The organism is Chitinophaga pollutisoli (genome assembly GCF_038396755.1).
Lineage (GTDB): Bacteria > Bacteroidota > Bacteroidia > Chitinophagales > Chitinophagaceae > Chitinophaga > Chitinophaga pollutisoli.
Genome location: NZ_CP149822.1, coordinates 5,542,926 through 5,566,264 on the forward strand (window position 1 = coordinate 5,542,926; position 23,339 = coordinate 5,566,264).

The following is a 23,339-nucleotide window of genomic DNA, read 5'->3' on the forward strand; positions in this document are numbered from 1 at the left end:
TCCCCGTGTTGCAACGGTTTCCGGGATGAATTTCTCCGATTAGGAATCGGTTAACAGTCTTTTTGCGTGAAAAGTTTCATTTTCTACTCCTCAACCATCTTCAAATCATATCATAAACCGCGTCTTATTATGAAATGGGTAACCTGTGAACATCCGACCCTCGACCGTATCGCCTGCATCTGGCTCATCCGCAAATTCATTGATCCGGAGGCAGACATTACCTACCTCCCCGAACCCCGGGTGATCTTCTTCGCCAGGGCCGAAAAAGCCACTCCGTTCGGCATCAAGGGCACCGACTACTTCACCTATGGCGAGCACCAATGCCTCTTCGATATCTTCCTCCGCCGCCATCCATTGCCCGACCCGGCACTGCCCGTCATGTCGCCCGTCATCCGTTGCCTTACACCCATCCGCAACGAGCCCTGCCCCCAGGCCGCGGGCTTCCGCGCCATCGCCGAAGGCCTCGCGCTCAATTTCCCGCCCGGTGACGCGCTTACCGGCCAGGGCATTATCTATTACGACGCCCTCTACAGCTGGGCCCGGCAACTCCCCGGCATCACAAAACCGCCTGCATACTCCGAACATGCACTCATGGAGGTCTTCCACCGCTTCCTCACGCAACGCTACGCCGAGCGTAAACCCAAACCGGAATGGATGCAGGAGCTGTCCGCCCTGGTACAGGACCAGATTGATACCAACATCTGCATCAGCCTGCCGGGGCTCGCCCGCAAGCTCGACGCCAATCCTTATTATCTCAATAACGAATTCTCCAACGACCTCGAAGACATGAGTTTCGGGGAATACATCCGCAAAAAACGCATGGAAAAGGCTGTGGACCTCATGGAACAGGAGAAATACTCGCTCACCGAAATCGCCTACATGACGGGCTTCTCCGACCTGGGGCACTTTTCCCGCCTCTTTAATTACCACTACGGCAAAACACCCACCGGGCACCTCAAAACTATCCGCGCCCAAAAGAATCGGGAAGCGCAGCCCATAGAGGAAAAAGAAGAAAATTAAGGAAACGTTTGCATGGATTTTGGCATATTCTTCTGAACATAGCGGCCAGCAAGCGTTTGAGCATGTGTATCCAGCGGGCAAGACGGCAGCCCAGGCGTCGCATGGTTGGTCTTAACGAAACTGAAAATTTGCATATACCCTTTTTGTCTGGCATCTAAGTTGACAAACTCACCGCGACTTTGTTAGCATTATTCAAATCCGGCATGCCGATATCCGGCGCCGGTATGACCTCTGAAACCACGCATCCGCGTGGTTTTTTCTTTTTCGGCGAAGCCAGTGGAGAATACCATTTCCACCCGCATGTACGAAGTTTCATTGCTACATTCAAGCCCACCGGGAAAACCTGCCTTTAGGGGACATCTCTTAGGCGGGGCTCTTCAATGATAGCAATGCCGGCTTTAATCACGGGTTATTAGTCACGGCGATTTTTCGAAAATAAATCTGCTATCCCCGCATTCCTCCCTTCCGGGCAAAAAAAAGACCGGCTTTCGCCGGTCGTAATCATGATTTTATGTGCTCCCTATTTCCCGCCCCGGGCAACCTGGGCGCGGTAATTCAGAATATCGCGGTCGAACAGGTAGAGGCCGCTCTTGTCTTCCCCGATAAGCTCCAGCTTGTCGTTCAGCGTGCGGGCCAGTCTTTCCTCCTCGATCTGCTCGGATACATACCATTGAAGGAAGTTATGCGTGGCATAGTCTTTTTCCTGCAGGGCCTGGTGTACCAGGTCGTTGATGCTTTCCGACACCTTGATCTCATGGGTCAGAAACTCCTCGAATGCGCGTTTCAGCGACAGGAACGTAATGATGGGCTGCTTCAGCTCAGGCACCACGCCAAAACCGCCCCGCTCGTTGATGAACTTGAGAAGCTTCAGCATATGCACCCTTTCCTCGTCGGATTGCTGGTAGAAAAAGTCGGCAACGCCCTGGAGCCCCGGTTGAATATCGGCCCAGGATGCCATCGCCAGATACGCCTGCGACGATGCCGCTTCCAGACCTACCTGCGCATTCAGTGCGTCCTGTATTGATTTACTTAGCATAGTGAAGTGAATTTAGATGAAAAGTTCCGCTCCAATGTACGGATTTTTTACATCCCTACAATACCAGGTGCCTGCTCTCTACCGGCTGCTCGAAAAATATCCCAGCCTGCCGGTCGAACGTAGCCGTATCGTCTGTCGTGTAAAAAGTGCGTGTGCCTCCCGTACTGCATTTCTCCCGGATCTCCGGATGCCGCTGCAGGTAATCGGCCAGGCTCGCCGCGGCAATTGTTCCCTGCGACAGCAACGTAACATCCCCCGGCAAATAATGCCGGATCTTATCGGCCAGCAAAGGATAATGCGTACACCCCAGCACGATAGTATCGATCTCTTCCGACTGCACCATCAGCTGCCGGATGTATTTCCGGATGAAGAAATCTGCCCCCTCGCTCTCATATTCCGCATTTTCCACCAACGGCACCCACATCGGGCACGCTTGCTGGTAAACCGTTACATCCGGGAAGAATTTTTCGATCTCAATGGGATAACTCTGGGAATTGACGGTGCCCGCCGTGCCGAAGATCCCCACGTTCCGGCTGCGCGAATAATCCCCCACGATCTCCGTCGTGGGCCGGATAATGCCCAGCACCCTGCGCTCCGGGTCGATCTTCGGCAAGTCGTGCTGCTGGATGGTCCGCAAGGCCTTGGCAGATGCCGTATTACAGGCCAGCACCACCAGGTGGCAACCCATGCTGAACAGGTGCTGCACACATTCGAGCGTGTAATGGTAAACGGTTTCGTAAGAACGGCCGCCGTAGGGAGCGCGGCCATTGTCGCCCAGGTAAATGTAATCGTAGGCGGGTAAGGTTTTCACGATCTCTTTCAAAACGGTTAACCCGCCGTAACCCGAATCAAATACGCCGATAGGCCCTGGTTTCTTCTGCATGCGCCAAATTACGGAATTTTTGCCGTTGCCGGCGCGGGCGGCAGGTGCTTTTGCGCCCTTCTGTTGGAAATGAAAAGCGTGGTAACCACCGCCAGCACCAGCAACGCCGCCGATATGCTGAAACCGTACTGCAATGCCAGTTGCTCGGCCGATGGCGCGCTGTAACCCCGCGCCAGGGAATAATCCCCGACCTGGTGCACCACCGACAATACCGCCACGCCAATCCCCCCGGATACCTGGAGCACGAGGTTGTCCAGCGAAGAAGCCTGTGTGATGAGGGGCCGCGGCACGGCGTTCACCGTGGCCACCGTAACCGGCGACGACATGATCGTGCCCAGCGTGAGCGTGATCAGTATGCCGCCTTTAGACCGCATGGACGGGGGTGTTTTGTTTTTCGAGGCGGCGCATCTTCCACAAGCAGATAGCGGTATAAAAACACCACAGCGCCATCAGGTGGTACAAATCCGGCAGCCTATCCGTAATATGCGCCCCCTGCTGCACGATGCCCTGGTACAAACCAAGAAACGGTGTAATAGGGAGCAGGTAGGATACGGCTTTCACGAAAGGCGGCATTTCAGACAGGGGCCAGCTGTAGCCGGTGATGAGGAATATGGGATAGGTGGAGAAGACCATCAGCTGGGTGGCCAGCAATTGCGATTTGAAAAGCAATCCGGTGAAAATGCCCATCGGGATGAGCGACAAAAGGAAAATCACGGTGATCAGCGCCAGTTCCCAGCCAATGCCGAGTATCTGCAGTTCCAGTACGCGGAAGTTGACGGTCAGGAAGAAGTAAGCGTAAGCGCAGAAAAGCAGGAAGTAAAACAGGCCTTTCCCCCATAATGCCGTGGAGGCGTTCCCCCCTGCCGTTTGCATCCATTCCGCCAGCGAGCCGCGCTGCCTTTCGGCCGCGGAGCCGCCGGCCAGTCCGATGAGTAGCGTTTGCTGCAATATCATCGCGATCAAGCCCGGTAACAAAAACGTGCCATAATCTGAACGGCTGTTGAACATCGGCCGGTAATCAACATTAACGGGCATTACTTCCTGCATGCTCATTTCCGTATTCATGCCTTTTTTCTGCAGGTACTGCAACCGCACGCCCGCGCCTACCGTGAGCCCGATCTGCGTAATCGCGCCGGCCACTTCGCTGGAAGGCAGGAAGCGCGCGGCGTTCACTGCCAGTACCATATTGGCCTGCCGGAGCGACAGCACCTTTTGTTCCATGCCTTTTTCGATATACAGGAAACCCTGTATGTGACCATGGTACATGCTTTCCTTCGCGCCTTCCAGCGTAGTGCGCAGGGCTACGTTCACCATCTGGGAGTTGTCGATCTGCGTGATCAGCGTTTGGGAAAGGCCGGAGCGGTCTTCGTCGACCACCGCAATGGGCACTTCCTCCTCGGCCTTGTACTGGTAAATACTGCCATAAAAGAATACGTATACCAGCGGCGCCAGCAGCAGCGTCAGGATCAGGCTGTGATCCGCCGCCACTCTTTGAACTTCACGAAGCAGCAAGCGGAACAGCATGGGACGGTGTCTTTTGGAGCCGCTTCTGCAGGAAGAAAACAGCGATGAAGAATGTGAACCCTATGAACAGCAGGAGCCGCAGCGCCTCCGGGCCTGCGTACCGCAACGGCAGCTCCATGAAATACAGCTTGAAGAACGCGTCGAGGAAAGGCGTGTAGGGCATGATGGCCGCGTAGTACTGATCGTACCAGGGCATGCCCCACCGCGGGAATGTAAACCCGCTGAACACGAACGCGGGAGAGGTGTAGAAGATCCCGAAATCCAGCGCCAGCATCACATCCATCATCAACACCGACACCATCGCGCCGATGCCGATGCAGGCCAGCGACATGAGGTTGAACATCACGAACAAATTCCACCAGGTGCCGGCGTGGAACATGGAAAAGATGGGGAAGATCACGCCGAATACCAGCGCGAAGTTGACCCAGGAGGCGGTGAGGTGCGCGATCGTCTTGCCGGCAAACAAGATCCCCGCATGGCCTTTACCCATCGCCGCCATTTCCTGCGCGGTGCCTTCTTCCCATTCCTTGTTGAACATGAGCACCGTTACCATTATGATCATCATCATCATGGCCACAGTGGCGAGCCCGGGCACGAGGTAGTTTTGATAATTATACGTGGGGTTGTACAACGTGAACAGTTCGAGGCTCACTGGCATGATGAGCGCCATGGCCTTCCCTTGTGTCATTCCCGTTTTCATGAATTTCTGCAGGTTAACGCCCGATCCGGCCGTGATGATCACGGTAGAGGCGTCTTTATACACCAGCTTGCTCGGGATGAGGGCCGATGCGTTGGTGTAAACGGCTACTTTCACCGGGTGGCGGCTCTTGATATCGGTTTCCATATTTTTCGGGAAATGCACCGCGCCGATGATCTTCTTTTCCTGCATGAGCTGCCGCATCTCGGTTTCGCTGCTCACAGCGTGCGTAATGTGAATGCTTGCGGTTTGTTCTAGCAGGAAGGTGATCTGGCGGGAAACAGGGGAGCGGTCGTCGTCCCACACGGCCACTGGCAGGTCTTCCGCCTGCTGCTTATCGAAAATGAGGGCGTAGAAGAAGAAAAGAAACGCGGGCAGGACGAGCAGTACAATGTAATGATCTTTCCGGGTGAGGATGCGTTTCCATTCCCTGAGCGCGATCTGTGCGATGGCGCGGATCATGGCGTTTGCAGGGATGCGGTCATCCCCGGCCGGAGGCCCTGGATGCCGGTGACGTCTATGGGTTTCATTTCGATGGTGAAGGTCCGCAGCTCAAACGCGCCTTTTTCTTTCGTGGGCACCCAGTTGGCGAATTCGAGGGAGGGCGCAACGGCGGATACCTGCACGTCGAACTGTTCCGGATCGCAGCCGGGCACCTTCACGCGGGCTTTGCCACCCAGCGGGTACGCCGCGGCCTTATCCTGCCGGATATTGAACCGGATGAAGTAAGATAGATTTTTCTGCAGCGTCATCATCGGGTAGCCGATGCTCACGATCTCGCCCTGGTGGATCACCAGCGAAGAAATAATGCCGTCGGCCGGTGCGTGGATGCGGGTATTGTCGGTGAGCGCTTTGGTCAGCTCATAGCCTTGTTCCGCCTGTTTGAGGATGGCGGTGGCGGTCTGGATGATTTCGGGCTGGGTGCCTTTCTCCAGCATCTCCTGGTTCAGCCGCGCGATTTCCATTTCCTTTTTTGCAGCCTGGTATTTGAAGTGGATGATGTCGCGCTCCGTGCCGGACACTACGCTGTCGCTGTACAGCCTTTCCATCCGCTCGTAGGTTTTCCGTGCGAGGTCATATTGATCCTGCGCGATTTTATATAGGTTGCCCGCATTGCGGATGATCTCGGGCCGGGCGCCTTTTTTGAGCAGTTTCACCTGCGACTGCGCCGCTTCGATGGCCGCTTCCGCCTGCGCGCGGATAGCGTTGATCTCCGTGGTGCGCAGTACGCCGAGGAGCTGTCCCTGTTTCACCGTATCGCCCTGCTCTACGAAAAGGGAATCGAGGCGGCCGGGGAATTCCGCGGCTACGTCTACATACGAAGCGTCGACCATGCCGAGGGACTGGTTGTCTGCCGCCGGCGATTGCCGGATAAGGAACAGCACGGCGATGAGCAGGATCAAGACGGGAATGAGGAGCGCCCAATATTGTGTGAGGAATCTTTTCATTGTATCAAAGCGGAGATTTGTTGCGGTATTCCAAGAATGTTATAGTATTCCGCTGCCGCCAGCAGGTAGGCGAACAGCGAGGTGTAATAAGCTTTGCCCAGCTCTTCTTCCACCAGCAATGCTTCGTTCACCTCCTTCACGGAAGCGAGTTGCTCCGCGAGGCGCTCCTGAACCTGCGTGGTGGTGAGTTGCGCCTGGTCGCGCGCCTGCAAAAGGCTTTGCATATCGCGTTCCAGCACGGTTACTTTGTTGCGCACCACCGTGGCGGAGGCCTCCAGCAGGGCCTGCGTGTTGTCAGATGCGATGCGGGCTTCTTCCACGAGTTGTTTGGTGGCTTTCACGCGCTTCTCGCGGGAGAACCCGCTGAAGAGGTTCCACTGCATTTCCACGCCTACCAGCCAGGGCGGCGTAGTTACGGGGAGGTCGCGCTGGTAAAGGTTGAGGCTGGCGATGCCGAAAATGTTGGGCAGTTGCAGCGATTTGCTGGCTTTCACGCTGGTTTCGGCCAGGGCGGTTTTGGTATCCACGGCTTTCCAGGCGGGGTTGCCTTTCCAGAAACCCGGCGGCGGCGCGGCGTCTGCTATGCGGGCGTAGCGCAGGGTATCGGTGATGAGGAGCGGTGTATCCTGTGGAAGCTGCATCAGGCGCTTCAGCTCCACGAGCCCGTTGATCTTTTCCAGCTCCAGGTTATGCATACGGCTGCGGGCATACGTCAGCGCTACCGTGGCCCAGTTTCGCTGGTACGGCGGGATGATCTCGTTCTTCACCAGCGAAGCGGCATGGCGCTCGTTGCGCTCCATGGCCGTCACGATCCGCGCCTGCGAAGCCATCATGGCGTTGACGTACAGTATCTTGATGTAAGCCGCCGCCAGCATGAAGTCCATCTGCTTCTCCACCAGTTCCAGGTTCACGATCCCCGCGTCGTATTCGGCCCTGGCGATATTACGCGCCGTGGCCAGCTTGCCGCCCAGGTAAATGGGCTGCCGAAGCGCGAGGGCCGCCGTGAAATAACTTTGCTTACTCAGCGCCGGGTTGTAATCGGGGTAGAAGGTGTTGATGATGTTTTCAGACGCTTTGTACACCACGTCCTGCACGTTCTGCGGCAGGTCACTGCCGGTGATCTCTTTAAAGACCGTATTGGCGGTGTTGACGCTCTGGGAAGAGGAGCCCTGCACGATCCCGTCTTTCACCTGCTGGAGGTTTACTTCGAGCGGACGGCTCAGATAATTATACCCCGCCAGCAGATCGATTTTCGGGAAATACGTGGCCTGCTCGGCTTCCAGGTGGTATTGCCGGGCGTTCAGCGACCGGCGGGCCTGCTCCACGGCCAGGTTCTTGTGGCGGGCGAGGCGGAAACAATCTTCCAGTTTCAGTTCGCCCGATTGCGCGCGAACAGATCCGGTATGGCCGGCCAGCAAGCATAGGAATGTGGTGATGAGTCGGGCTGATGGATTCATATTCTCCATTTTAACAGGCAGCCGCCGCCATTTGTTCGTGGCGATCACATAATTATGTGATTGTTTCTCCCCTCGGAACCGGCTATTTTTGCCCTGTTTAAACCCCACCGCCATGCTTCGAACCATACTTCTGCTATGCGCCGCCATAGCCTTTTTTGCGTGCAAAAAATCCCGCCAGCCGCAACCGCAGCAACCTTCAGATGTTTTACAAGGTACCTGGACGGGCCGGTACGGATATTCTTATGGAAATGAACTCGGAGACACCGTTTTCGCAGGCTATTTGGGCCATTTCAAGATGGAATTCTTTCAAAACGGAAAGCTGATCGTCCATGACCTCGGCGCCAGCCAATCGATGAAAGCCAACGGTACGTATATCCGCAACGGCAAGAAATTATATGCCCGCTACAAGTACGAACAAGGGACCGACAACCTGTTTTCTTTCCACGCCACCTTTGAAAAAGACGACAGCCTGGCAGGCAAATGGTTCATCGGCTACGATGGCCCCACCGGCGGGGAGTTCTTCGTAAAACGATAACGGTTTTCAACTATACAGTGATTGGAATGACCCGGAAGGCGGCGCCGCAGTGCGCCGCTTTTCTAATTGGAGGCAGGTTGCAGTGCTTTCCTTCGGTTCACATTTGGTTCACATTCGGTTCTCCTATAAGCAACCGGGCAAAAATCTCCTTTCCTGCAAGTTTTTTGTCCTTTCCAGCAGTGCATTAAAAAGCGGAAAACCGTAAGTTGCCTCCGGCTTTCCGCTTAAAAAAGTATCATGAACGCCTTACATCAGCGCATCGTACAGGATTTCGACGGGGTGCAACGCATGTGCGCCCGTGCCGTCTTTGATCTGGTGGCGGCAGCTGGTGCCGGGCGCCGCGATCAGCGCCGATTCGCCGGCTTTGCGCACCGCCGGGAACAATACCAGTTCCCCGATATTCATCGACACTTCGAAGTGTTCTTTCTCATACCCGAAAGAGCCCGCCATGCCGCAGCAGCCCGAAGGGATCACGTCGACCGTATAGCCTTTGGGGAGACTGAGGATTTTTTGCTGTGCAGCACCGACGACAATGCCTTTTGCTGGCAATGCCCGTGCAGTTTGATGTTGCGGTCCGCCGCGCGGAACATGCCGCTGTGGATCGCGCCTTTGTCTGCTTCCGATGCCAGGAATTCGTCGATGAGGAACACGTTTTTTGCCAGGGATTTCGCCTGCCCGCGGAGGGCGTCGCCCACCAGGTCGGGGTACTCGTCGCGGAAAGTGAGGATAGCGCTGGGCTCGATGCCGATCAGCGGCGCATCCGCCGTAACGATCCCGCTGAACAGCGACACATTCTTTTCTGCAAACACTTTCGCCTGCCGCAGAAAACCCTTCGACAGCAAGGCCCTCGCACTTTCCGGATGGTCCACTGGCACCACGTCGTATCCCAGCCTGCGCAGCAGTTGCACGGCTTTGATGCCTACATGGGTATCGTTGTAATTCGTGAATTCGTCGCAGAACAGGTATACTTTCTTCCCTCCCTGAGCCGGCGCGGGATTGCGCCTAAGCCATTTGCGCAGCGTGGTGCTTTGCAAAGTGGGCATGGAACGGTCGGGCGCGAAGCCGCTGAACTTTTTGATGAGCTGCGAAGTGGCTTTGTTCTTCACGAGGAAGTTGTACACGCCCGGCGCGATGGCGGCCAGGCCCGTGAGCCGCGTAAAGTTGCCGATCATGCGCGTGCGCAGCGGAACGCCGTTGGCATCGTAATAATGCTGCAGGAATTCCATCTTCAGCTTCGCCACGTCTACGTTTGAGGGGCATTCACCCTTGCAGCCCTTGCAGGCAAGGCAGAGGTCGAGCACGTCGTAGATTTCCTTATGGTCGAATTTATTCGCTTTCGTGCTGTTGGTGAGGAATTCGCGGAGGATGTTGGCCCTGGCGCGCGTGGTGTCTTTTTCGTTGCGGGTAGCCATGTAGCTGGGGCACATGGTGCCGCCGCTGAGGTGCGTTTTGCGGCAGTCGCCCGAGCCGTTGCATTGCTCCGCGTGCTGGAGGATCGTTTGCTCCGGGAAATGGAACACCGTCTTGATATCCGGCGCTTTTTTGCCGGGCTCGTAGCGCAGCATGGAGTTCATGGATGGCGTGTCCACGATCTTGTGCGGGTTGAAGATGTTTTCCGGGTCCCAGGTATATTTCAACTGGCGGAGCAGTTCGTAATTCCGCGGTCCGATCATTTGCGCGATGAACTCGCCGCGCAGCCTTCCGTCGCCATGCTCGCCGCTGAGCGAGCCGTTGAACTTCTTCACCAGCGTGGCAATCTCTTCCGCGATGGTGCGGAACAGCTGGTTGCCTTCCACCGTTTTGAGGTTGATGATGGGGCGGAGATGGATTTCGCCGCTGCCCGCATGTGCGTAATGCACGGCGTAGAGTTCGTATTTTTTCAGGATCTCGTTGAACTCGGCGATAAAGGCGGGAAGGTCTTCCACCGCCACGGCAGTATCCTCGATCACGGGCACGGCCTTTTCGTCGCCGGGGAGGTTGCCGAGCAGGCCGAGCCCCGCTTTGCGGAGGGTCCATATCTTTTTCGTATCGTCTCCGAAAAGAAGGGGGAAGTGGTACCCCAGTCCGGCCGCCTGCATTTCCGCCTTCACCACATCGGCGATGGCGGTAATTTCTTCCCGCGTATCGCGCAGGAACTCGACCACGAGGATGGCGCCGGGGTCGCCCTGCACGAAGAAGCGGTTTTTGCTTTGTTCGATGTTATCCTTGGTGCATTCGAGGATGTAGTGGTCAATCAGCTCGCTGGCGCTGGGTTTGTGGCGCATGGCGATGATATTTGCGCGCAGGGATTCGTCGATCGTATTGAAATGCACGCACATCAGCCCCGTTTCCTTCGGCGGCAGCGGCTCGATGTTCAGTTTGATCTCGGTGAGGAAGGCCAGCGTGCCCTCCGACCCGGCGATCAGTTTGCAGAAATTGAAATCTTCCTTCCCGGCGGTGAACGGCGCCGTTTCCAGGAGCAGGTCGATGGCGTAGCCGGTGTTACGGCGCAGGATCTCAGGCTTGGGGAATTCCTTGCGGATCTCGGCCTGATTGGCCGCATTCCCCAATATTGTCCGGATCTGCTTGTACAGGGCAGTTTCCAGCCGGCCGTCGTTGGCTTCGCAACGGGCATGGAACTCGTCGGGCGAAAGCGTGCCGAATGTAGCGTCGGACCCGTCGCTGAGGATGGCTTTCACTTCCAGCAAATGCTCGCGGGTGCTGCCATACACGACGGAATTGGAGCCGCAGGAGTTATTGCCTACCATCCCGCCGATCATGGCGCGGTTGGCCGTGGAGGTTTCCGGGCCGAAATAGAAGCCGTAGGGGCGGAGGAACATATTCAGCTCGTCGCGGATAACGCCCGGCTGTACGCGCACCCAACGCTCTTCAGTATTGATTTCTAATATTTTAGTGAATTTCCGGGACACGTCGGCGATAATGCCGTTGCCGACTACCTGGCCGGCCAGCGAGGTGCCCGCGGTGCGGGGGATCAGGGAGGTTTTATGTTGCCTTGCAAAACGGATCAGGGTCTTGAGATCGGATTCGTCCTGGGGGATGGCCACCGCCAATGGCATTTCGCGGTAAGCGGATGCGTCCGTGGCATAGAGGGTCCGCATGGTGTCGTCGGTATACAGTTCGCCTTTCAGTTCCTGGCCCAGCTGTATTAGCTCGTCTCGCTTGATCATGAATGCGAAATTAATACATTGCCCGGAGCATTAAAAGCATGCCGTCTCAAATTCGCTTTGGCGGTACGTTCTGTCAGAAAAGCGTATTCTCCCGGAAGCTTTTCGGCCGCCGGATCTCCAGCCCGGGGAAGCCTTCCAGTTTTCCGGCGAAGTAGTTGGCCAGCGCGGGAATGCCGTCGTCGTTATGCTGGTGGATGAAGAAATACGCCTCTTCCAGCCCGTTTTCCAGCCAGAAGTGCAGGCGGTTGACCCAGTCGTCGGCCCGCTGGTAATCGGAAGGGTGAAGGCTGTTGCCGACAAAACGCACCATGGCGCGGGGCACCGGCAGGTGCATGTGCACCACGTCGCGCCGGCCGGCGGTGTCGCTGATGATCAGCCCGGTGTTGAGTCTGCGGAGGGTGGCGTACAGCTCCTGGCTATGGTGGGGATCGGCGAACCAGTCGGGGTGCCGCAGTTCCACGAAAAAACGGAGGTCGGTGGGCAGGGAGGCCAGGTATGTAAACAGCTGGTCTTTGCGCGAGGGCCCGAAGTTTTCACCTACCTGCAGGAAAATGGGGCCCAGCATGTCGCCAAAAGCCAGCACGCCCTCCAGGAAGGCTGTGGTGCTTTCGCGGGCGTTCACGAGGTTGCTGTAATGGCTGATAGACTGCGGTACTTTGGGGCAGAACCGGAAATCGGGGTTCTTTACCTTTTCGGCCCAGCCGGCGATGGTATCAGGCCCATAAATTTTATAATGCGTGGCGTTCAGTTCCACGCTGGCGAAGGAACGGGCGTATTCCGTGAGGAAGTCCTTTTCGCGGGTGCCTTTCGGGAAAATGTCGCCCACCCAGTCTTTGCGGTTCCAGGTGGTGCAGCCGAGCCGGATGACCGGTTTCGGGAACGGCTTGCCGGTCAGTGCGCCCTGGTTGAAGACGGGTTCGGCGGGAAGTTTGAAGTCGGTGTCGGCCAGCAGGGCCGCGTCGATCTGTCCGAATTTCATGCCTGCAAAATAGGGCTTTCGGGGGAAATGGAGGCTGTTATCCCCCTTTCTGCGCCTGGCTTTGCTCGTAGGTAGGCCCGTAGAGGCCGGGAACTTTGTTGCCGGTGGAGCGGAGGTAGACGATCATTTCGCCGCGGTGGTGGTAGATGTGGTTGAAGAGGAAACCGCGGGCTACGGCGCCGCGGGGCATGGGGCCGAGTACGGTTTGGCCGCCGGCTTTCATGGTCCAGTTTTCCTGGAGGCTTTCTTCGGTGGTGGAAGCCAGCGCCTGGCGGGCCAGCGCCACGTTTTTCTCGAATAGCTCAAGCGTGGCCGCGATGTCGGACGGAGCGCCGCGTTCGATGTGGTCGGCCGTGAGGTCGTAGACCGATTTGGTGAGGGTGCCCACGTACCAATAATAAATGGTGGCAATGTGCTGGGCAAGCTCGCCCATGGTCCAGGAAACGGGGGAGGGCTTGAAGTCGATGTCCTTTGCAGGAACGGCTTCCAGCAGCTTCCGGGTGCTTTTTACTTCCTGTTCGAACTCTGCGCGTAAGGATTGTAAGAGCATAAAATAGGATTTTAAAAGTGAACGGACTAAATTCTGTGCCAGAACGATGGACGAAAGCTGGCTGACGGAAAGTCCGGAGATGTTAATTTACGGATTTTTAACCTGTCGTCGTTTCGATGAAAGACTTGTAGAAAAATGATGATATAATAGTTGGCATATGCAAAAGCAGAAGTTCATATTGTTGGATATAGGTGGAGTGATGGTTCCGGCGTCTGGCTGGAGGCCGGTGGAGCTGCATGCCGATGGGATTCGAGCCAGGGGCCAATTGGCCGTTAAGGTAGGCTTCCGGTACATTAAACCCGGAAAATACCGGTGGTGGCCGTTGCAAATGTAGTTTTTCATTGTCAGTATATGCGGCGGCGTCTCGTTCCGGATCAGCCGTGCTATGTTTACCTGGATTCTTTTACAGCAAATGGCTTTTTGCGTCGGGCAGATATTGCCGGGAGCCGTGCAATGTTTGCAGGAATTTATGGCTTTCCGCGCAGGATGGTATCGCGATGGGCATGCAGTAAAGCGGTTAATGGTGGTTGGCGCAGAATATAATGCATGTATGCGCCGGTAATTTTTTTCGGGATAAAAAAGGCGGGCTGTGTGGATAGTTTTTTGGGGTGATGTACAAACTTTCCTGAAAATCATTTTTTTATACACGATTCCTTTGTAATCTGGACTTTCCGGATTAAATTATAATCAGTATGGAAATATTGCACGTCAGCGCGGAATGCTACCCGGCCGCCAAAGTAGGCGGCCTGGCGGATGTAGTGGGCGCACTCCCCAAATACCAGTTCCAGGAAGGGGCTATCGCCAAGGTGGTGATCCCGGCGTACCGGAACGCTTTCCGCGAAAGCGGGAAATACCAGTTCGAGCTTGTGCACCAGGGCGGGCTCTGGCTGGGGCATGACTGGTACCATTTCAATATCTGGAAAGAAAACGCCAACGCGCTGGGGTTCGATTTCTACCAGGTCGATATCCCCGGCCTGCTCGATACGCCCAACGTCTACGGCTACGCCAACGATACCGAGCGCTTCCTGGCGTTCCAGGTGGCGGTGCTCGACTGGCTCAGCGAATGGCAGCATCAGCCCGATGTGGTGCATTGCCACGACCATCATACCGGCCTCATCCCGTTTCTGCTCAAATACGGGCGGAAATACAGCGGGCTGAAAGATATACCTACGGTGCTGACCATCCACAACGCTCAATACCAGGGGCAGTTCGGGTGGGACAAACTTTACCTCATCCCTTCTTTCGACTTGTGGAAAAGCGGCCTGCTCGACTGGAATGGCGCGATCAACCCGCTGGCTTCAGCCATTAAATGCGCGTGGCGGATCAATACGGTTTCGCCGAGTTACATGGAAGAGCTATACCACGCCGCCAACGGGCTGGAAGGATTGCTGAACGCGGAAAGGTCCAAGGCTCGGGGGATTCTCAACGGGATTGACGACGATGTTTGGAACCCGTCGACGGACCCCATGTTGCCCGCGAACTATGGCATAAAAGATGTTACCAAAGGCAAGAAAGCGAATAAGGAAAGCATCTGTGAAGAATACGGATTTAAAAAAGAGCTGCCGCTGTTCGTTTTTATCGGGCGGCTGGTGGGCGATAAGGGCGCCGATCTTATCCCCGATGCCGTGGGGCGCGCGCTCTACGACCACGCGGGAGCGTTCAACTGCCTCATTCTCGGCAGCGGCGACGCGCACATCGAATGGCGCATGCAACAGGCGCGGCATGTAAACGGTGAACACTTTGGCGTGTACATCGGTTATAACGAAGCGCTGAGCCATCGCCTGTACGCCGGAGCGGATTTCCTGCTGATGCCTTCGCGCGTGGAGCCCTGCGGCCTGAACCAGATGTACGCCATGCGTTACGGATCCATCCCGATCGTGCGTTCCACCGGCGGCCTCCGCGATACCGTCACCGACTTCGGGGACGAAGGCGGCACCGGCGTCCGGTTTTTCCAGCCAACGGGCAGCGATCTGCACCACGCCATCGGGCGGGCGCTGGAGCTGTACAGTACCAAAACAACTTTCAATAAAATCAGGAAAGCGGGCATGCAACAGGATCATTCCTGGAACAAAGCCGCCCGTCAGTATATGGACCTTTATACCAGCCTCACATAAACCGTACGTTATGTCTAACGAAGTGATCTCAATCATCCTTGGCGGAGGCGCCGGAACGCGCCTCTATCCCCTCACCCGCAGCCGCTCCAAACCCGCTGTGCCGGTAGCCGGCAAGTACCGGCTCGTAGATATTCCCATTTCCAACTGCCTCAACGCAGATCTGCACCGCATTTTCGTGCTCACGCAGTTCAATTCCGCGTCGCTGAACCAGCATATCAAGAACACCTACCATTTCAGCCATTTCAGCAAGGCGTTCGTGGATATCCTGGCGGCGGAGCAAACGCCCGACAACCCTACCTGGTTCCAGGGTACGGCCGACGCGGTGCGGCAAACCATCCGCCACCTGGAGAATTACGATTACAAATACATCCTCATCCTCTCGGGCGACCAGCTCTACCAGATGGATTTCCGGGAGATGATCCGCAATCACATCGAAAAAGGCGCCGATATTTCCATCGCCACCATTCCCGTACACGCAAGGGAAGCCACGGAATTCGGCATCCTCAAAACCGATGAGGAAAATTTCATTACCTCCTTCATCGAAAAACCCAAAAAAGAGCTGCTGCCCGACTGGACCTCCGATACCGGTCCTGACATGGAGCGCGCCGGGCGGAATTACCTCGCGTCGATGGGGATTTACATTTTCAATAAAGGGTTATTGTACGACTTGCTGCACAACCAGCCGGACGCTACCGATTTCGGGAAGGAAATCATCCCTAATTCCATCGGCGAGCGTAAGGTGCTGAGTTATCAATATGAAGGTTACTGGACCGATATCGGGAATATCTCATCCTTTTTCGAAGCGAATCTTGAACTGACGGACGACATCCCCCAGTTCAATCTTTTCGACGACGCCAAAACGATCTTCTCCCGCGCGCGCATGTTGCCGCCCGCCAAGATTTCGGGGACTACGCTGGAGAAAACGGTGATCGCCGACGGCTGCATCATCAACGCCAGCCGCCTGGAGCGCTGCGTGGTGGGCATCCGTACCCGCATCGGGAAAGGTACCACCATCAGCAATGCCTACCTGATGGGGAACGATAAATACCAGACGCTGGACGAGATCAACCAGGCGAAGGCGGCAGGCCGCCCGCCCATCGGTATTGGCGACCGCTGTTATATCAACAATGCCATTATCGACAAGAACGCCTGCATCGGCAACGACGTGCGGATCAATGGCGGGAAGCATCTCGAAGACGGTGATTTCGAGAAGTATACGGTAAAGGATGGCATCGTTGTTGTGAAGAAAGGAGCGGTGCTGCCCGACGGCTTCCAATGTTGATCCGCCGGGCGCAAGGCTTAAAAAAACAGGCATATGCGCATACCCATAGAAAGGCAAAAGGCCAAAATCACACCGGACCTCAAACGCGTGGTGGCCCGGTTCTTCTTTAACGGAGACGCCCGGGCGAAGGGGATAATTCTGAAAGTCACCGAGATGTCGGACGATGATGTGGAGCGGTCGGTCATTCCGCTGCTTCGCGAGTTTTCGCGCCGCCACCGGAATATTACCCGGATATTCGAAAGGCACGCCGAAAAGGTGAAGCCCCTCATCCAGGCGCTGGGCCTGGATTTCGATAAAATTCCCATGAAGCGGAAACTGCTCATCGGTTCCTATTTCACCAATGAGTTTTCCATCGAATCGGCCGCGTTTTTCAATCCTTCCATCGTCGAAGACCCCGACCAGAGCAACCTGGAAGAAGGAGAGAAACGCGTGGTGCTGAGCTTCAGGGCCGTAGGCGAGGGGCACGTTTCGTCCATCGTGTTCCGGCAGGCGATTGTGGACCGTGAGAACAACGTGACCATCATCCCGGCGGGGAATTATGTGGACGAACCGGATATCATCCGCAACACCATCTACCACAAACAGATTTTTTTCCAGAATGCCGTTTCCATCAGCCTGCCCGATTCCGTGCTCCGCGAAGTGGCCGGCTCGCTGCCCGATACATTCGATTATGTGGGATTGAAGAAGGTCATCCGCGAAATGCAACAGCGCTACCAGGTGGATCACCTGCTGAAACGCGGGCTGGAAAGGCTGCTGTGGCTGGCAGACAGTTATTATGAAATCAATTTTTCGTTGGATACCGATATCTCGGACCGGGTGATTTTTCCGTATTCAGACGCGGAAAGCAGGGGTATAGAAGACGCGCGGTTCGTGAAATACACGGGTGACAAGAGTGGCGTTACGTATTACGCCACCTACACCGCGTTCGACGGCATCACCATCCAGCCGAAGCTGTTGCAAACACGGGATTTTTATCATTTCAAGATCATGCCGCTGTACGGCGAAGGCGCGCAGAACAAGAACCTGGCGCTGTTTCCGCGGAAGATCAAAGGGAAGTATGCGATGATGTCGCGCATCGACGGCATCAACAATTACATCATGTATTCCGACAAAATCAATATCTGGGAGAACCCCGAGATCCTGCAAACCCCGAAATACCCCTGGGAATTCGTCCAGATCGGGAATTGCGGATCGCCGATAGAAACGGCGGAAGGCTGGCTTGTGATCACCCACGGCGTGGGGCCCATGCGCACGTATTGCCTCGGAGCAACGCTGCTCGACCTGGAGGATCCCAAAATCGAGATCGGCCGCCTCCGCGAACCGCTCATAATTCCCAATAAAGACGAACGCGAAGGGTACGTGCCCAACGTCCTTTACAGCTGCGGCGCCCTCATTCACAACGAGGAGCTGCTGATACCGTATGGATTATCGGATTACGCGTCCACCTTCGCGACCGTTCATCTGAAAGATCTCCTGCAAAGAGTAAAAGAAGGATAACTTATTACATACGCGCCCTCGGTTCATACGGGGGCGTTTTTTCCAACACCTGCTTGTACACCTGGATGTAATCATCCACCATTCTGTCTACACTAAACCGTGACTCCGCCCACTGGCGGCATTGCCGCCTGTCGAGGGAAGTGATGTCTGCCACGGAAGCCGCGGCTTCGTCCACATCCCGCACGAGGAACCCCGTTTCGCCCGCGCGGATAAGCTCGGGCATGGACCCCCTGTTGTATGCGATCACGGGGGTGCCGCACATCATGGATTCCGCCACACTCATGCCGAAAGGCTCATCGAAGTGAATGCAATGCAACAGCGCGAAGGCATTTCCCAGAAGGCGCCGGCGCTCTTCCGGCCCGGCGGGCCCCACGTACTGGATGCGGTCGCCGTCGATATGCGGTTCCACCTGCTCCTTAAAATACTCCTTGTGCTGGATGATCCCCGCAATGATGAGCCGCATGCCCGTCCGCTGCGCAATGGCGATGGCGTCGTGCGTACCCTTGTGCGGATGGATCCGGCCGAAAAACAAGAGATAATCACCCGGGGTTTCCTTGAAATCGAAATGCTCCGGGTTAATGCCGTTGTACACCGTGGCCGCGTATTGCAGGTCCGGATGCCGGTTGGAATCACTGATGGCCACGTAATGCCCGATGTCGTTGTACAACTCAAATACCGGGACGATCTTTTCCGACGAAAACCCGTGGATCGTGGTCACCATCGGCGGGGGGATCAGCCGGCTGTAGGTGAGCGGGTGGAAGTCGAAATGATTGTGGATGATGTCAAACTTGTCTGCCTCTTCCATCAGCATGCTGATATGCATACATTCCTGGACTTTGGCGTCGAGACTGTAATCTTCTTCATAACCTTTTTCGCAAACTGCTTTGAGTTTTGCGTTGGTAATGGAATTGGCGGTGGCAAACAGGGTTACGTCCAGGCCACGGCGGACAAGTCCTTCCGTGACGTTGGACGCAATCTGTTCCCAGGGTCCGTAATGCACGGGGGCGTGCGCCAGGCCACGGGAGAAAGGATCGCGATTTTCATTTGTGTTAACCGATTTTACTGATAACGTTTGTGGTGTTTGTAGTGATAATAGTAGTACGAACGTTTTTTTCCGGTTTTGGGATTGCTTCGCAGCTTTGTAAAACGGCTAAATGTGAAATAAAATACGCGAGCGTGGATTCGGCGCCCTGGTTCCGGTTAAGCCCCGCGGCGGACAAGCCATCGCAGCAGCCGTGGGTTTCGTGGTCGTACAATGGGATGCGGAGCACGTTTTCGCCGAGGAACCACTGGTAACAGGTGTACATTTTACGCAAATAATCGGTATCGCCGGTGAGCGTATGGGCCTGCTGATACATAAGTACCATGGCCATGGTTTCGATCGCCTGCTGGTCGAACAGGGGACAGGCGCCGCCTTCGCAATGCCATCCGTTGTTGCCCACGGGCGAAAAATAACCATGTGCCATGGTGAGGTTTTCCAGGAAGGATAGGCTGTCCAATGCAATGGCCCGCCATTTTTCGTTGCCGGTTGCTTCCGCGGCGTGGAGCAAGGCAAGGGGAAGGATGCCGTTATCGTACGTCATCGATTTCTCAAACCAGCGCCAGTCGCTCGTGGAATTGCGTTCCCAGGCGTCGATCAGCGGTTGCACCAGCCGTTCGAGGATATGGACCATTCCTTCATCGGCAGGATGTTGCAGAATATAGTGGCAAACGCCTATGACACTGTTCGCCCGTCCGCGCAGGTGCGCCAGCGCGTCGAAGTGCTGGATGGAGCGGTGGTACAGTTCGTAGGCGAATTCGCGGTAGGAGTTGTTGGGGGCGAAACGGATGAGATATCCCAGGGCCCAGACGGTGCGGCCGAACGAATCCTCGGAGCCTACCTCGTCGAGGTACTGGCGGCTGAAGCTGAGGAAGTTGCGGAAATTGCCGTCGGGCGTTTGCATATAATGGATAAAGCTGAGGTAGATAGGGAGCAATTCCGGCCCTTCCTTCCCTTTGCGGTATTGCTGGGCCATGAGCGTCATCATGAGCGCACGGGCGTTATCGTCGACACAATATCCTTCTTTCAGGTTGGGAATGCCGTATTTGGCGTGCTGTACGATACCGGTATCGTCGGTCAGCCTGCGGATATGGGTAAGGTTGAGGGGCGGGAGCGCGGAGGAATCGGGGAGGGGCCCGGCCATTGTTGCGGCGCGGGGAGTACTGAGGATTTTTCCGGCCAGCTGGAGGTACCGGCCGCCCATCCTGCTCCATTGCAGCTCGCGGCCGTAGGAGAGGGCGTTTTCACGGAGGGTTTCCAGTTTGGCGGGCTCGTCGAACAGGGAGAGGATCATCTGCCCGAGGGTTTCGTGTTGCCCGAAGCCGAACAGCTTCCCGCGGCCGTTGGCCAGCAACTCACTGGCGTACCAGTAAGGCGTAGACAGCACGGCGGCGCCTGCGCCCAGGGCGTATGTTAGGGTGCCGCTGGTAATCTGCGCTTCACTGAGGTAAGGCGTAACATATATCTGGCTGCGGGTGAGCCAGGCGAAAAGATCGTTTTCTGACAGGAACGAATCGAGGAAATGCACGTGGCCGGCGATCCCCAGGTTCTCCACAAGTTGTTGCAGGCTCTGGCGATATTCTTCCCCCGAACCCCGCAACACGGCCGGGTGCGTTTTACCCGCCACCACATACACCACATCCGGATGCCGCTCAATTACCTGCGGCAATGCATTGATTACCGTCTCGATACCCTTGTTGCGGCTCAGGAGCCCGAAGGTGAAAATCACCTTGCGGTCGCGCAGTGCTGCAGGTACCACATCGGCGCTGATCGACAGCTTCTCGAAATCGGGAACACCATGGGGGATGAGGGAAATCTTGTCGGAAGGAACTGCATATATATCTTCCAAAAACGAAATCGCCAGCCGGCTCATCACGATCACGCGTGACGCCTGCCGCGATATTTCGCGGACAATGCTCTTCTGCAGGAACGAAGGCTCTTTCAACACCGTATGGAAAGTTGTAACGAAGGGCACCTTCAGCCTGTTCAGAAACGGCAGCAGGAAAATCCCGCTTTCGCCGCCGAAAATGCCGAATTCATGCTGCACCACCACCATATCAACCTGGTTTTCATTGACCCAATCCGCTGCGTCGAGATAATCCTGCATATGCTGCTGCCGCACGGTAAATGTGACTTCCGGAGGATATTCATATACCTGTCCTTCGTCGTTCATGGCAATGACGCAAACTTCGGGCGCCGCATCCTGGCACTGCATGGCCTTGATCAGATGTTCTGTAAATGTCGCGATTCCGCACTCACGGGGGTAATACGAGGCTATATATGCAATCTTCATAAGATAATTGATTTTTTAAATGCTATGTGTAGAATTCCTGTCTGGGTTAACATAGATTTTACAAATTCAGCGCCAGATTGTTGTGCCACAATGTGTAGCGTGTTTGGCATTTGTGATAAGTGGCAGAAATGGCAGTTGGGAAATGTGTAGATTCGTAAAGCGTAATTGACGTAAATTCGTGTCCTCAAAATGAAGAATCAGTGATCCAACATATCAATCCAGGCATAGCTTTCCATACGATACCGATTGCAGAGACAGGTTATTTCAGTCCCATCATCGCCAATTTCCTATCCGGACAGCCGCCGCTGCGGGATTTCTACGCCTACAACCCTGTGGCGCCGGACTTCGATATGGCCATGAAAGTGAAGGAGGGGCAGCCTCTCCGGCGCGACATCCTGGCGGAAACCCTCTATCAGCAATACGCGCACCTGGAGATCCGGGAAGAAGTCCGCGCCAATATCGGGCTCCTGCAGGCCACCAATACTTTCACCGTCTGTACTGCGCATCAACCCAATATATTTACCGGTTATTTATACTTCGTTTATAAAATCCTGCAAACCATCAAGCTCACGCAGGACCTCGCCCGCCAGTACCCCGGCAAGCACTTCGTTCCCGTTTATTATATGGGCAGCGAAGACGCCGACCTTGATGAGCTGGGCTCCATCTTCCTCGACGGGAAAAAACTCACCTGGCAAACAGACCAGACCGGCGCCGTAGGGCGCATGCGCACGGAAGGGCTGGAAGATATGATCAACAAGATCGGCGACAGCATCGGCTACCTCCCGCATGCCCCGCAAATCCTGGAAATGCTCCGAAAAGCCTACCTCGAACAGCCCGACATCCAGCAGGCGACCCTCAGCCTCGTCAATGACCTGTTCGGCTGTTATGGACTCGTGGTACTGATCCCCGACCATCCGAACTTCAAACGGCAGCTTATTCCCGTGATGAAAGACGAGCTGCTGGAGCAAAGTTCCGAGAAAGTCGTATCCAAAACGATCGACAAACTGTCAGCCCATTTCAAAGTACAGGCCACGCCCAGGGAAATAAATCTTTTTTACCTGATCGATAACAAGCGTGAAAGGATTGTCATGGATGGGGAATTGTGGAAAGTTCTACACACAGCATTGTCCTTTACGCGCGACGAATTGCTGAACGAACTGGAGGCGCATCCGGAACGTTTCAGTCCCAATGTAATCTTACGCGGCATCCTGCAGGAAACCATCCTGCCCAACATCGCTTTTATCGGCGGCGGCGGCGAGGTGGCGTACTGGTTAGAGCTGAAAGATCTTTTCCAATACCATAAAGTTCCCTATCCCGCGATCCTGTTGCGCAACTCTTTCCTGTGGGTGCGCCGCGAGGAGCATATGCGCCTGGGCAAGCTTGGCCTCAGCCCCGACGCGCTATTCGAAGACACGGGCCTGCTCCTGAGCAAATTCGTGCACGCGCATACGAACGCCAGCCTCGTGCTGCGCGACGAGTACGCGGCCGTGGAAAAGCTGTTCAACGAACTGGAAGTAAAAGCGAAAGAGATAGATGTCACGCTCATCGCAAGCGTGAACGCCGAACGCTCCCGGGCGATTAAATCCATCGGTAAAATGGAGCATAAATTCCTGCGGGCGGAGAAGAAAAAGTTCGCCTGGCAAACGGAGCAGATCCAAACGGTGAAAGACCGCCTCTTCCCCGGCAACTCACTGCAGGAGCGGAAGGAAAACTTCCTGCCGTACTATGCGGAATACGGGCCGGCGTTCTTCGACCACATCCTGCAGTTCTGCATCCCCCTCACGGATCAGTTCATCATCGTAACGGAGCTTTCCTAAA

At 55.6% G+C, this 23,339-nt stretch carries 19 protein-coding genes; 6 read left to right on the forward strand and 13 right to left on the reverse strand.

Annotated elements, in window-relative coordinates:
- Positions 1–129 precede the first annotated feature (129 nt).
- Complete coding sequence (locus WJU16_RS23640) at positions 130–1,020, forward strand: chromate resistance protein ChrB domain-containing protein (RefSeq protein ID WP_341835823.1); 891 nt, start codon at positions 130–132, stop codon at positions 1,018–1,020.
- Positions 1,021–1,540: 520 nt separating this feature from the next.
- Here the strand turns inward: WJU16_RS23640 and WJU16_RS23645 are convergent.
- From WJU16_RS23645 to WJU16_RS23675, 7 genes are read right to left on the reverse strand one after another with little or no spacing between them, the layout of a single operon-like run.
- Positions 1,541–2,056 carry a ferritin gene (locus tag WJU16_RS23645; RefSeq protein ID WP_298714467.1) on the reverse strand — a complete coding sequence of 172 codons (516 nt, stop codon included), beginning with the start codon at positions 2,054–2,056 and terminating at the stop codon, positions 1,541–1,543.
- A 55-nt stretch (positions 2,057–2,111) separates the two neighbouring features.
- A complete protein-coding gene (gene murI / locus WJU16_RS23650) occupies positions 2,112–2,939 on the reverse strand; it encodes a glutamate racemase (protein ID WP_341835824.1) in 828 nt (275 codons plus the stop codon).
- A gap of 8 nt (positions 2,940–2,947) precedes the next feature.
- Positions 2,948–3,313, reverse strand: a complete 366-nt coding sequence (locus WJU16_RS23655; protein ID WP_341835825.1) for a hypothetical protein — start codon at positions 3,311–3,313, stop codon at positions 2,948–2,950.
- A complete protein-coding gene (locus WJU16_RS23660; protein ID WP_341835826.1) occupies positions 3,303–4,463 on the reverse strand; it encodes an ABC transporter permease in 1,161 nt (386 codons plus the stop codon). The genes WJU16_RS23655 and WJU16_RS23660 overlap by 11 nt, the downstream gene beginning before the upstream one ends.
- On the reverse strand, positions 4,438–5,622 hold the full coding sequence (locus WJU16_RS23665) for an ABC transporter permease (RefSeq protein WP_341835827.1): 1,185 nt from the start codon (positions 5,620–5,622) through the stop codon (positions 4,438–4,440). The genes WJU16_RS23660 and WJU16_RS23665 overlap by 26 nt, the downstream gene beginning before the upstream one ends.
- The gene (locus WJU16_RS23670) at positions 5,619–6,608 is read right to left on the reverse strand and encodes an efflux RND transporter periplasmic adaptor subunit (RefSeq protein ID WP_341835828.1); all 990 of its coding nucleotides are present in this window, start codon (positions 6,606–6,608) and stop codon (positions 5,619–5,621) included. Before WJU16_RS23670 ends, WJU16_RS23665 begins: the two co-directional genes overlap by 4 nt.
- Positions 6,605–8,065 (reverse strand): TolC family protein, encoded by a 1,461-nt coding sequence (locus WJU16_RS23675; RefSeq protein ID WP_341835829.1) that lies wholly within the window; start codon positions 8,063–8,065, stop codon positions 6,605–6,607. Before WJU16_RS23675 ends, WJU16_RS23670 begins: the two co-directional genes overlap by 4 nt.
- 112 nt (positions 8,066–8,177) lie before the next feature.
- Here WJU16_RS23675 and WJU16_RS23680 point away from each other — a divergent pair, with 112 nt between their 5' ends.
- Positions 8,178–8,600: a hypothetical protein gene (locus tag WJU16_RS23680; RefSeq protein ID WP_341835830.1), complete on the forward strand. Its 423-nt coding sequence runs from the start codon at positions 8,178–8,180 to the stop codon at positions 8,598–8,600.
- A gap of 246 nt (positions 8,601–8,846) precedes the next feature.
- Here the strand turns inward: WJU16_RS23680 and WJU16_RS23685 are convergent, their stop codons facing one another.
- The 4 genes from WJU16_RS23685 to WJU16_RS23700 all read right to left on the reverse strand — a co-directional run bounded on the left by WJU16_RS23685 (position 8,847) and on the right by WJU16_RS23700 (position 13,296).
- On the reverse strand, positions 8,847–9,074 hold the full coding sequence (locus WJU16_RS23685) for a hypothetical protein (RefSeq protein WP_341835831.1): 228 nt from the start codon (positions 9,072–9,074) through the stop codon (positions 8,847–8,849).
- Positions 9,071–11,767, reverse strand: coding sequence for an FAD-linked oxidase C-terminal domain-containing protein (locus WJU16_RS23690; RefSeq protein WP_341835832.1), 2,697 nt, complete (start codon positions 11,765–11,767; stop codon positions 9,071–9,073). Before WJU16_RS23690 ends, WJU16_RS23685 begins: the two co-directional genes overlap by 4 nt.
- A 73-nt stretch (positions 11,768–11,840) precedes the next feature.
- Positions 11,841–12,746: a DUF72 domain-containing protein gene (locus tag WJU16_RS23695; protein ID WP_341835833.1), complete on the reverse strand. Its 906-nt coding sequence runs from the start codon at positions 12,744–12,746 to the stop codon at positions 11,841–11,843.
- A gap of 37 nt (positions 12,747–12,783) precedes the next feature.
- A complete protein-coding gene (locus tag WJU16_RS23700) occupies positions 12,784–13,296 on the reverse strand; it encodes a DinB family protein (RefSeq protein WP_341835834.1) in 513 nt (170 codons plus the stop codon).
- Between the two features lie 692 nt (positions 13,297–13,988).
- Between WJU16_RS23700 and WJU16_RS23705 the strand changes: the two genes are divergently transcribed.
- Genes WJU16_RS23705 through WJU16_RS23715 form a run of 3 tightly spaced genes read left to right on the forward strand, consistent with a single transcriptional unit; the run spans position 13,989 to position 18,189 of the window.
- Entirely contained in the window at positions 13,989–15,410 is a 1,422-nt protein-coding gene (locus WJU16_RS23705; RefSeq protein WP_341835835.1) for a glycogen synthase, read from the forward strand.
- Positions 15,411–15,420: 10 nt separating this feature from the next.
- Entirely contained in the window at positions 15,421–16,692 is a 1,272-nt protein-coding gene (locus WJU16_RS23710; protein ID WP_341835836.1) for a glucose-1-phosphate adenylyltransferase, read from the forward strand.
- Positions 16,693–16,725: 33 nt separating this feature from the next.
- Positions 16,726–18,189, forward strand: a complete 1,464-nt coding sequence (locus WJU16_RS23715) for a glycoside hydrolase family 130 protein (protein WP_341835837.1) — start codon at positions 16,726–16,728, stop codon at positions 18,187–18,189.
- A gap of 4 nt (positions 18,190–18,193) precedes the next feature.
- On the opposite strand, the gene WJU16_RS23720 is transcribed toward WJU16_RS23715, so the two are convergent.
- Both WJU16_RS23720 and WJU16_RS23725 read right to left on the reverse strand, forming a co-directional pair.
- Positions 18,194–19,189, reverse strand: a complete 996-nt coding sequence (locus WJU16_RS23720; RefSeq protein WP_341835838.1) for a glycosyltransferase family 4 protein — start codon at positions 19,187–19,189, stop codon at positions 18,194–18,196.
- A gap of 49 nt (positions 19,190–19,238) precedes the next feature.
- On the reverse strand, positions 19,239–21,521 hold the full coding sequence (locus WJU16_RS23725; protein ID WP_341835839.1) for a glycosyltransferase: 2,283 nt from the start codon (positions 21,519–21,521) through the stop codon (positions 19,239–19,241).
- A gap of 200 nt (positions 21,522–21,721) precedes the next feature.
- Here WJU16_RS23725 and bshC point away from each other — a divergent pair, with 200 nt between their 5' ends.
- Positions 21,722–23,338, forward strand: a complete 1,617-nt coding sequence (gene bshC / locus WJU16_RS23730) for a bacillithiol biosynthesis cysteine-adding enzyme BshC (protein ID WP_341835840.1) — start codon at positions 21,722–21,724, stop codon at positions 23,336–23,338.
- Position 23,339 lies beyond the last annotated feature (1 nt).

Bases quoted from the DNA above. Each gene is read 5' to 3' on its own strand.
- WJU16_RS23640 (WP_341835823.1), top strand. From the start codon at position 130: ATGAAATGGGTAACCTGTGAACATCCGACCCTCGACCGTATCGCCTGC.
- WJU16_RS23645 (WP_298714467.1), bottom strand. From the start codon at position 2,056: ATGCTAAGTAAATCAATACAGGACGCACTGAATGCGCAGGTAGGTCTG.
- murI (WP_341835824.1), bottom strand. From the start codon at position 2,939: ATGCAGAAGAAACCAGGGCCTATCGGCGTATTTGATTCGGGTTACGGC.
- WJU16_RS23655 (WP_341835825.1), bottom strand. From the start codon at position 3,313: ATGCGGTCTAAAGGCGGCATACTGATCACGCTCACGCTGGGCACGATC.
- WJU16_RS23660 (WP_341835826.1), bottom strand. From the start codon at position 4,463: ATGCTGTTCCGCTTGCTGCTTCGTGAAGTTCAAAGAGTGGCGGCGGAT.
- WJU16_RS23665 (WP_341835827.1), bottom strand. From the start codon at position 5,622: ATGATCCGCGCCATCGCACAGATCGCGCTCAGGGAATGGAAACGCATC.
- WJU16_RS23670 (WP_341835828.1), bottom strand. From the start codon at position 6,608: ATGAAAAGATTCCTCACACAATATTGGGCGCTCCTCATTCCCGTCTTG.
- WJU16_RS23675 (WP_341835829.1), bottom strand. From the start codon at position 8,065: ATGAATCCATCAGCCCGACTCATCACCACATTCCTATGCTTGCTGGCC.
- WJU16_RS23680 (WP_341835830.1), top strand. From the start codon at position 8,178: ATGCTTCGAACCATACTTCTGCTATGCGCCGCCATAGCCTTTTTTGCG.
- WJU16_RS23690 (WP_341835832.1), bottom strand. From the start codon at position 11,767: ATGATCAAGCGAGACGAGCTAATACAGCTGGGCCAGGAACTGAAAGGC.
- WJU16_RS23695 (WP_341835833.1), bottom strand. From the start codon at position 12,746: ATGAAATTCGGACAGATCGACGCGGCCCTGCTGGCCGACACCGACTTC.
- WJU16_RS23700 (WP_341835834.1), bottom strand. From the start codon at position 13,296: ATGCTCTTACAATCCTTACGCGCAGAGTTCGAACAGGAAGTAAAAAGC.
- WJU16_RS23705 (WP_341835835.1), top strand. From the start codon at position 13,989: ATGGAAATATTGCACGTCAGCGCGGAATGCTACCCGGCCGCCAAAGTA.
- WJU16_RS23710 (WP_341835836.1), top strand. From the start codon at position 15,421: ATGTCTAACGAAGTGATCTCAATCATCCTTGGCGGAGGCGCCGGAACG.
- WJU16_RS23715 (WP_341835837.1), top strand. From the start codon at position 16,726: ATGCGCATACCCATAGAAAGGCAAAAGGCCAAAATCACACCGGACCTC.
- WJU16_RS23725 (WP_341835839.1), bottom strand. From the start codon at position 21,521: ATGAAGATTGCATATATAGCCTCGTATTACCCCCGTGAGTGCGGAATC.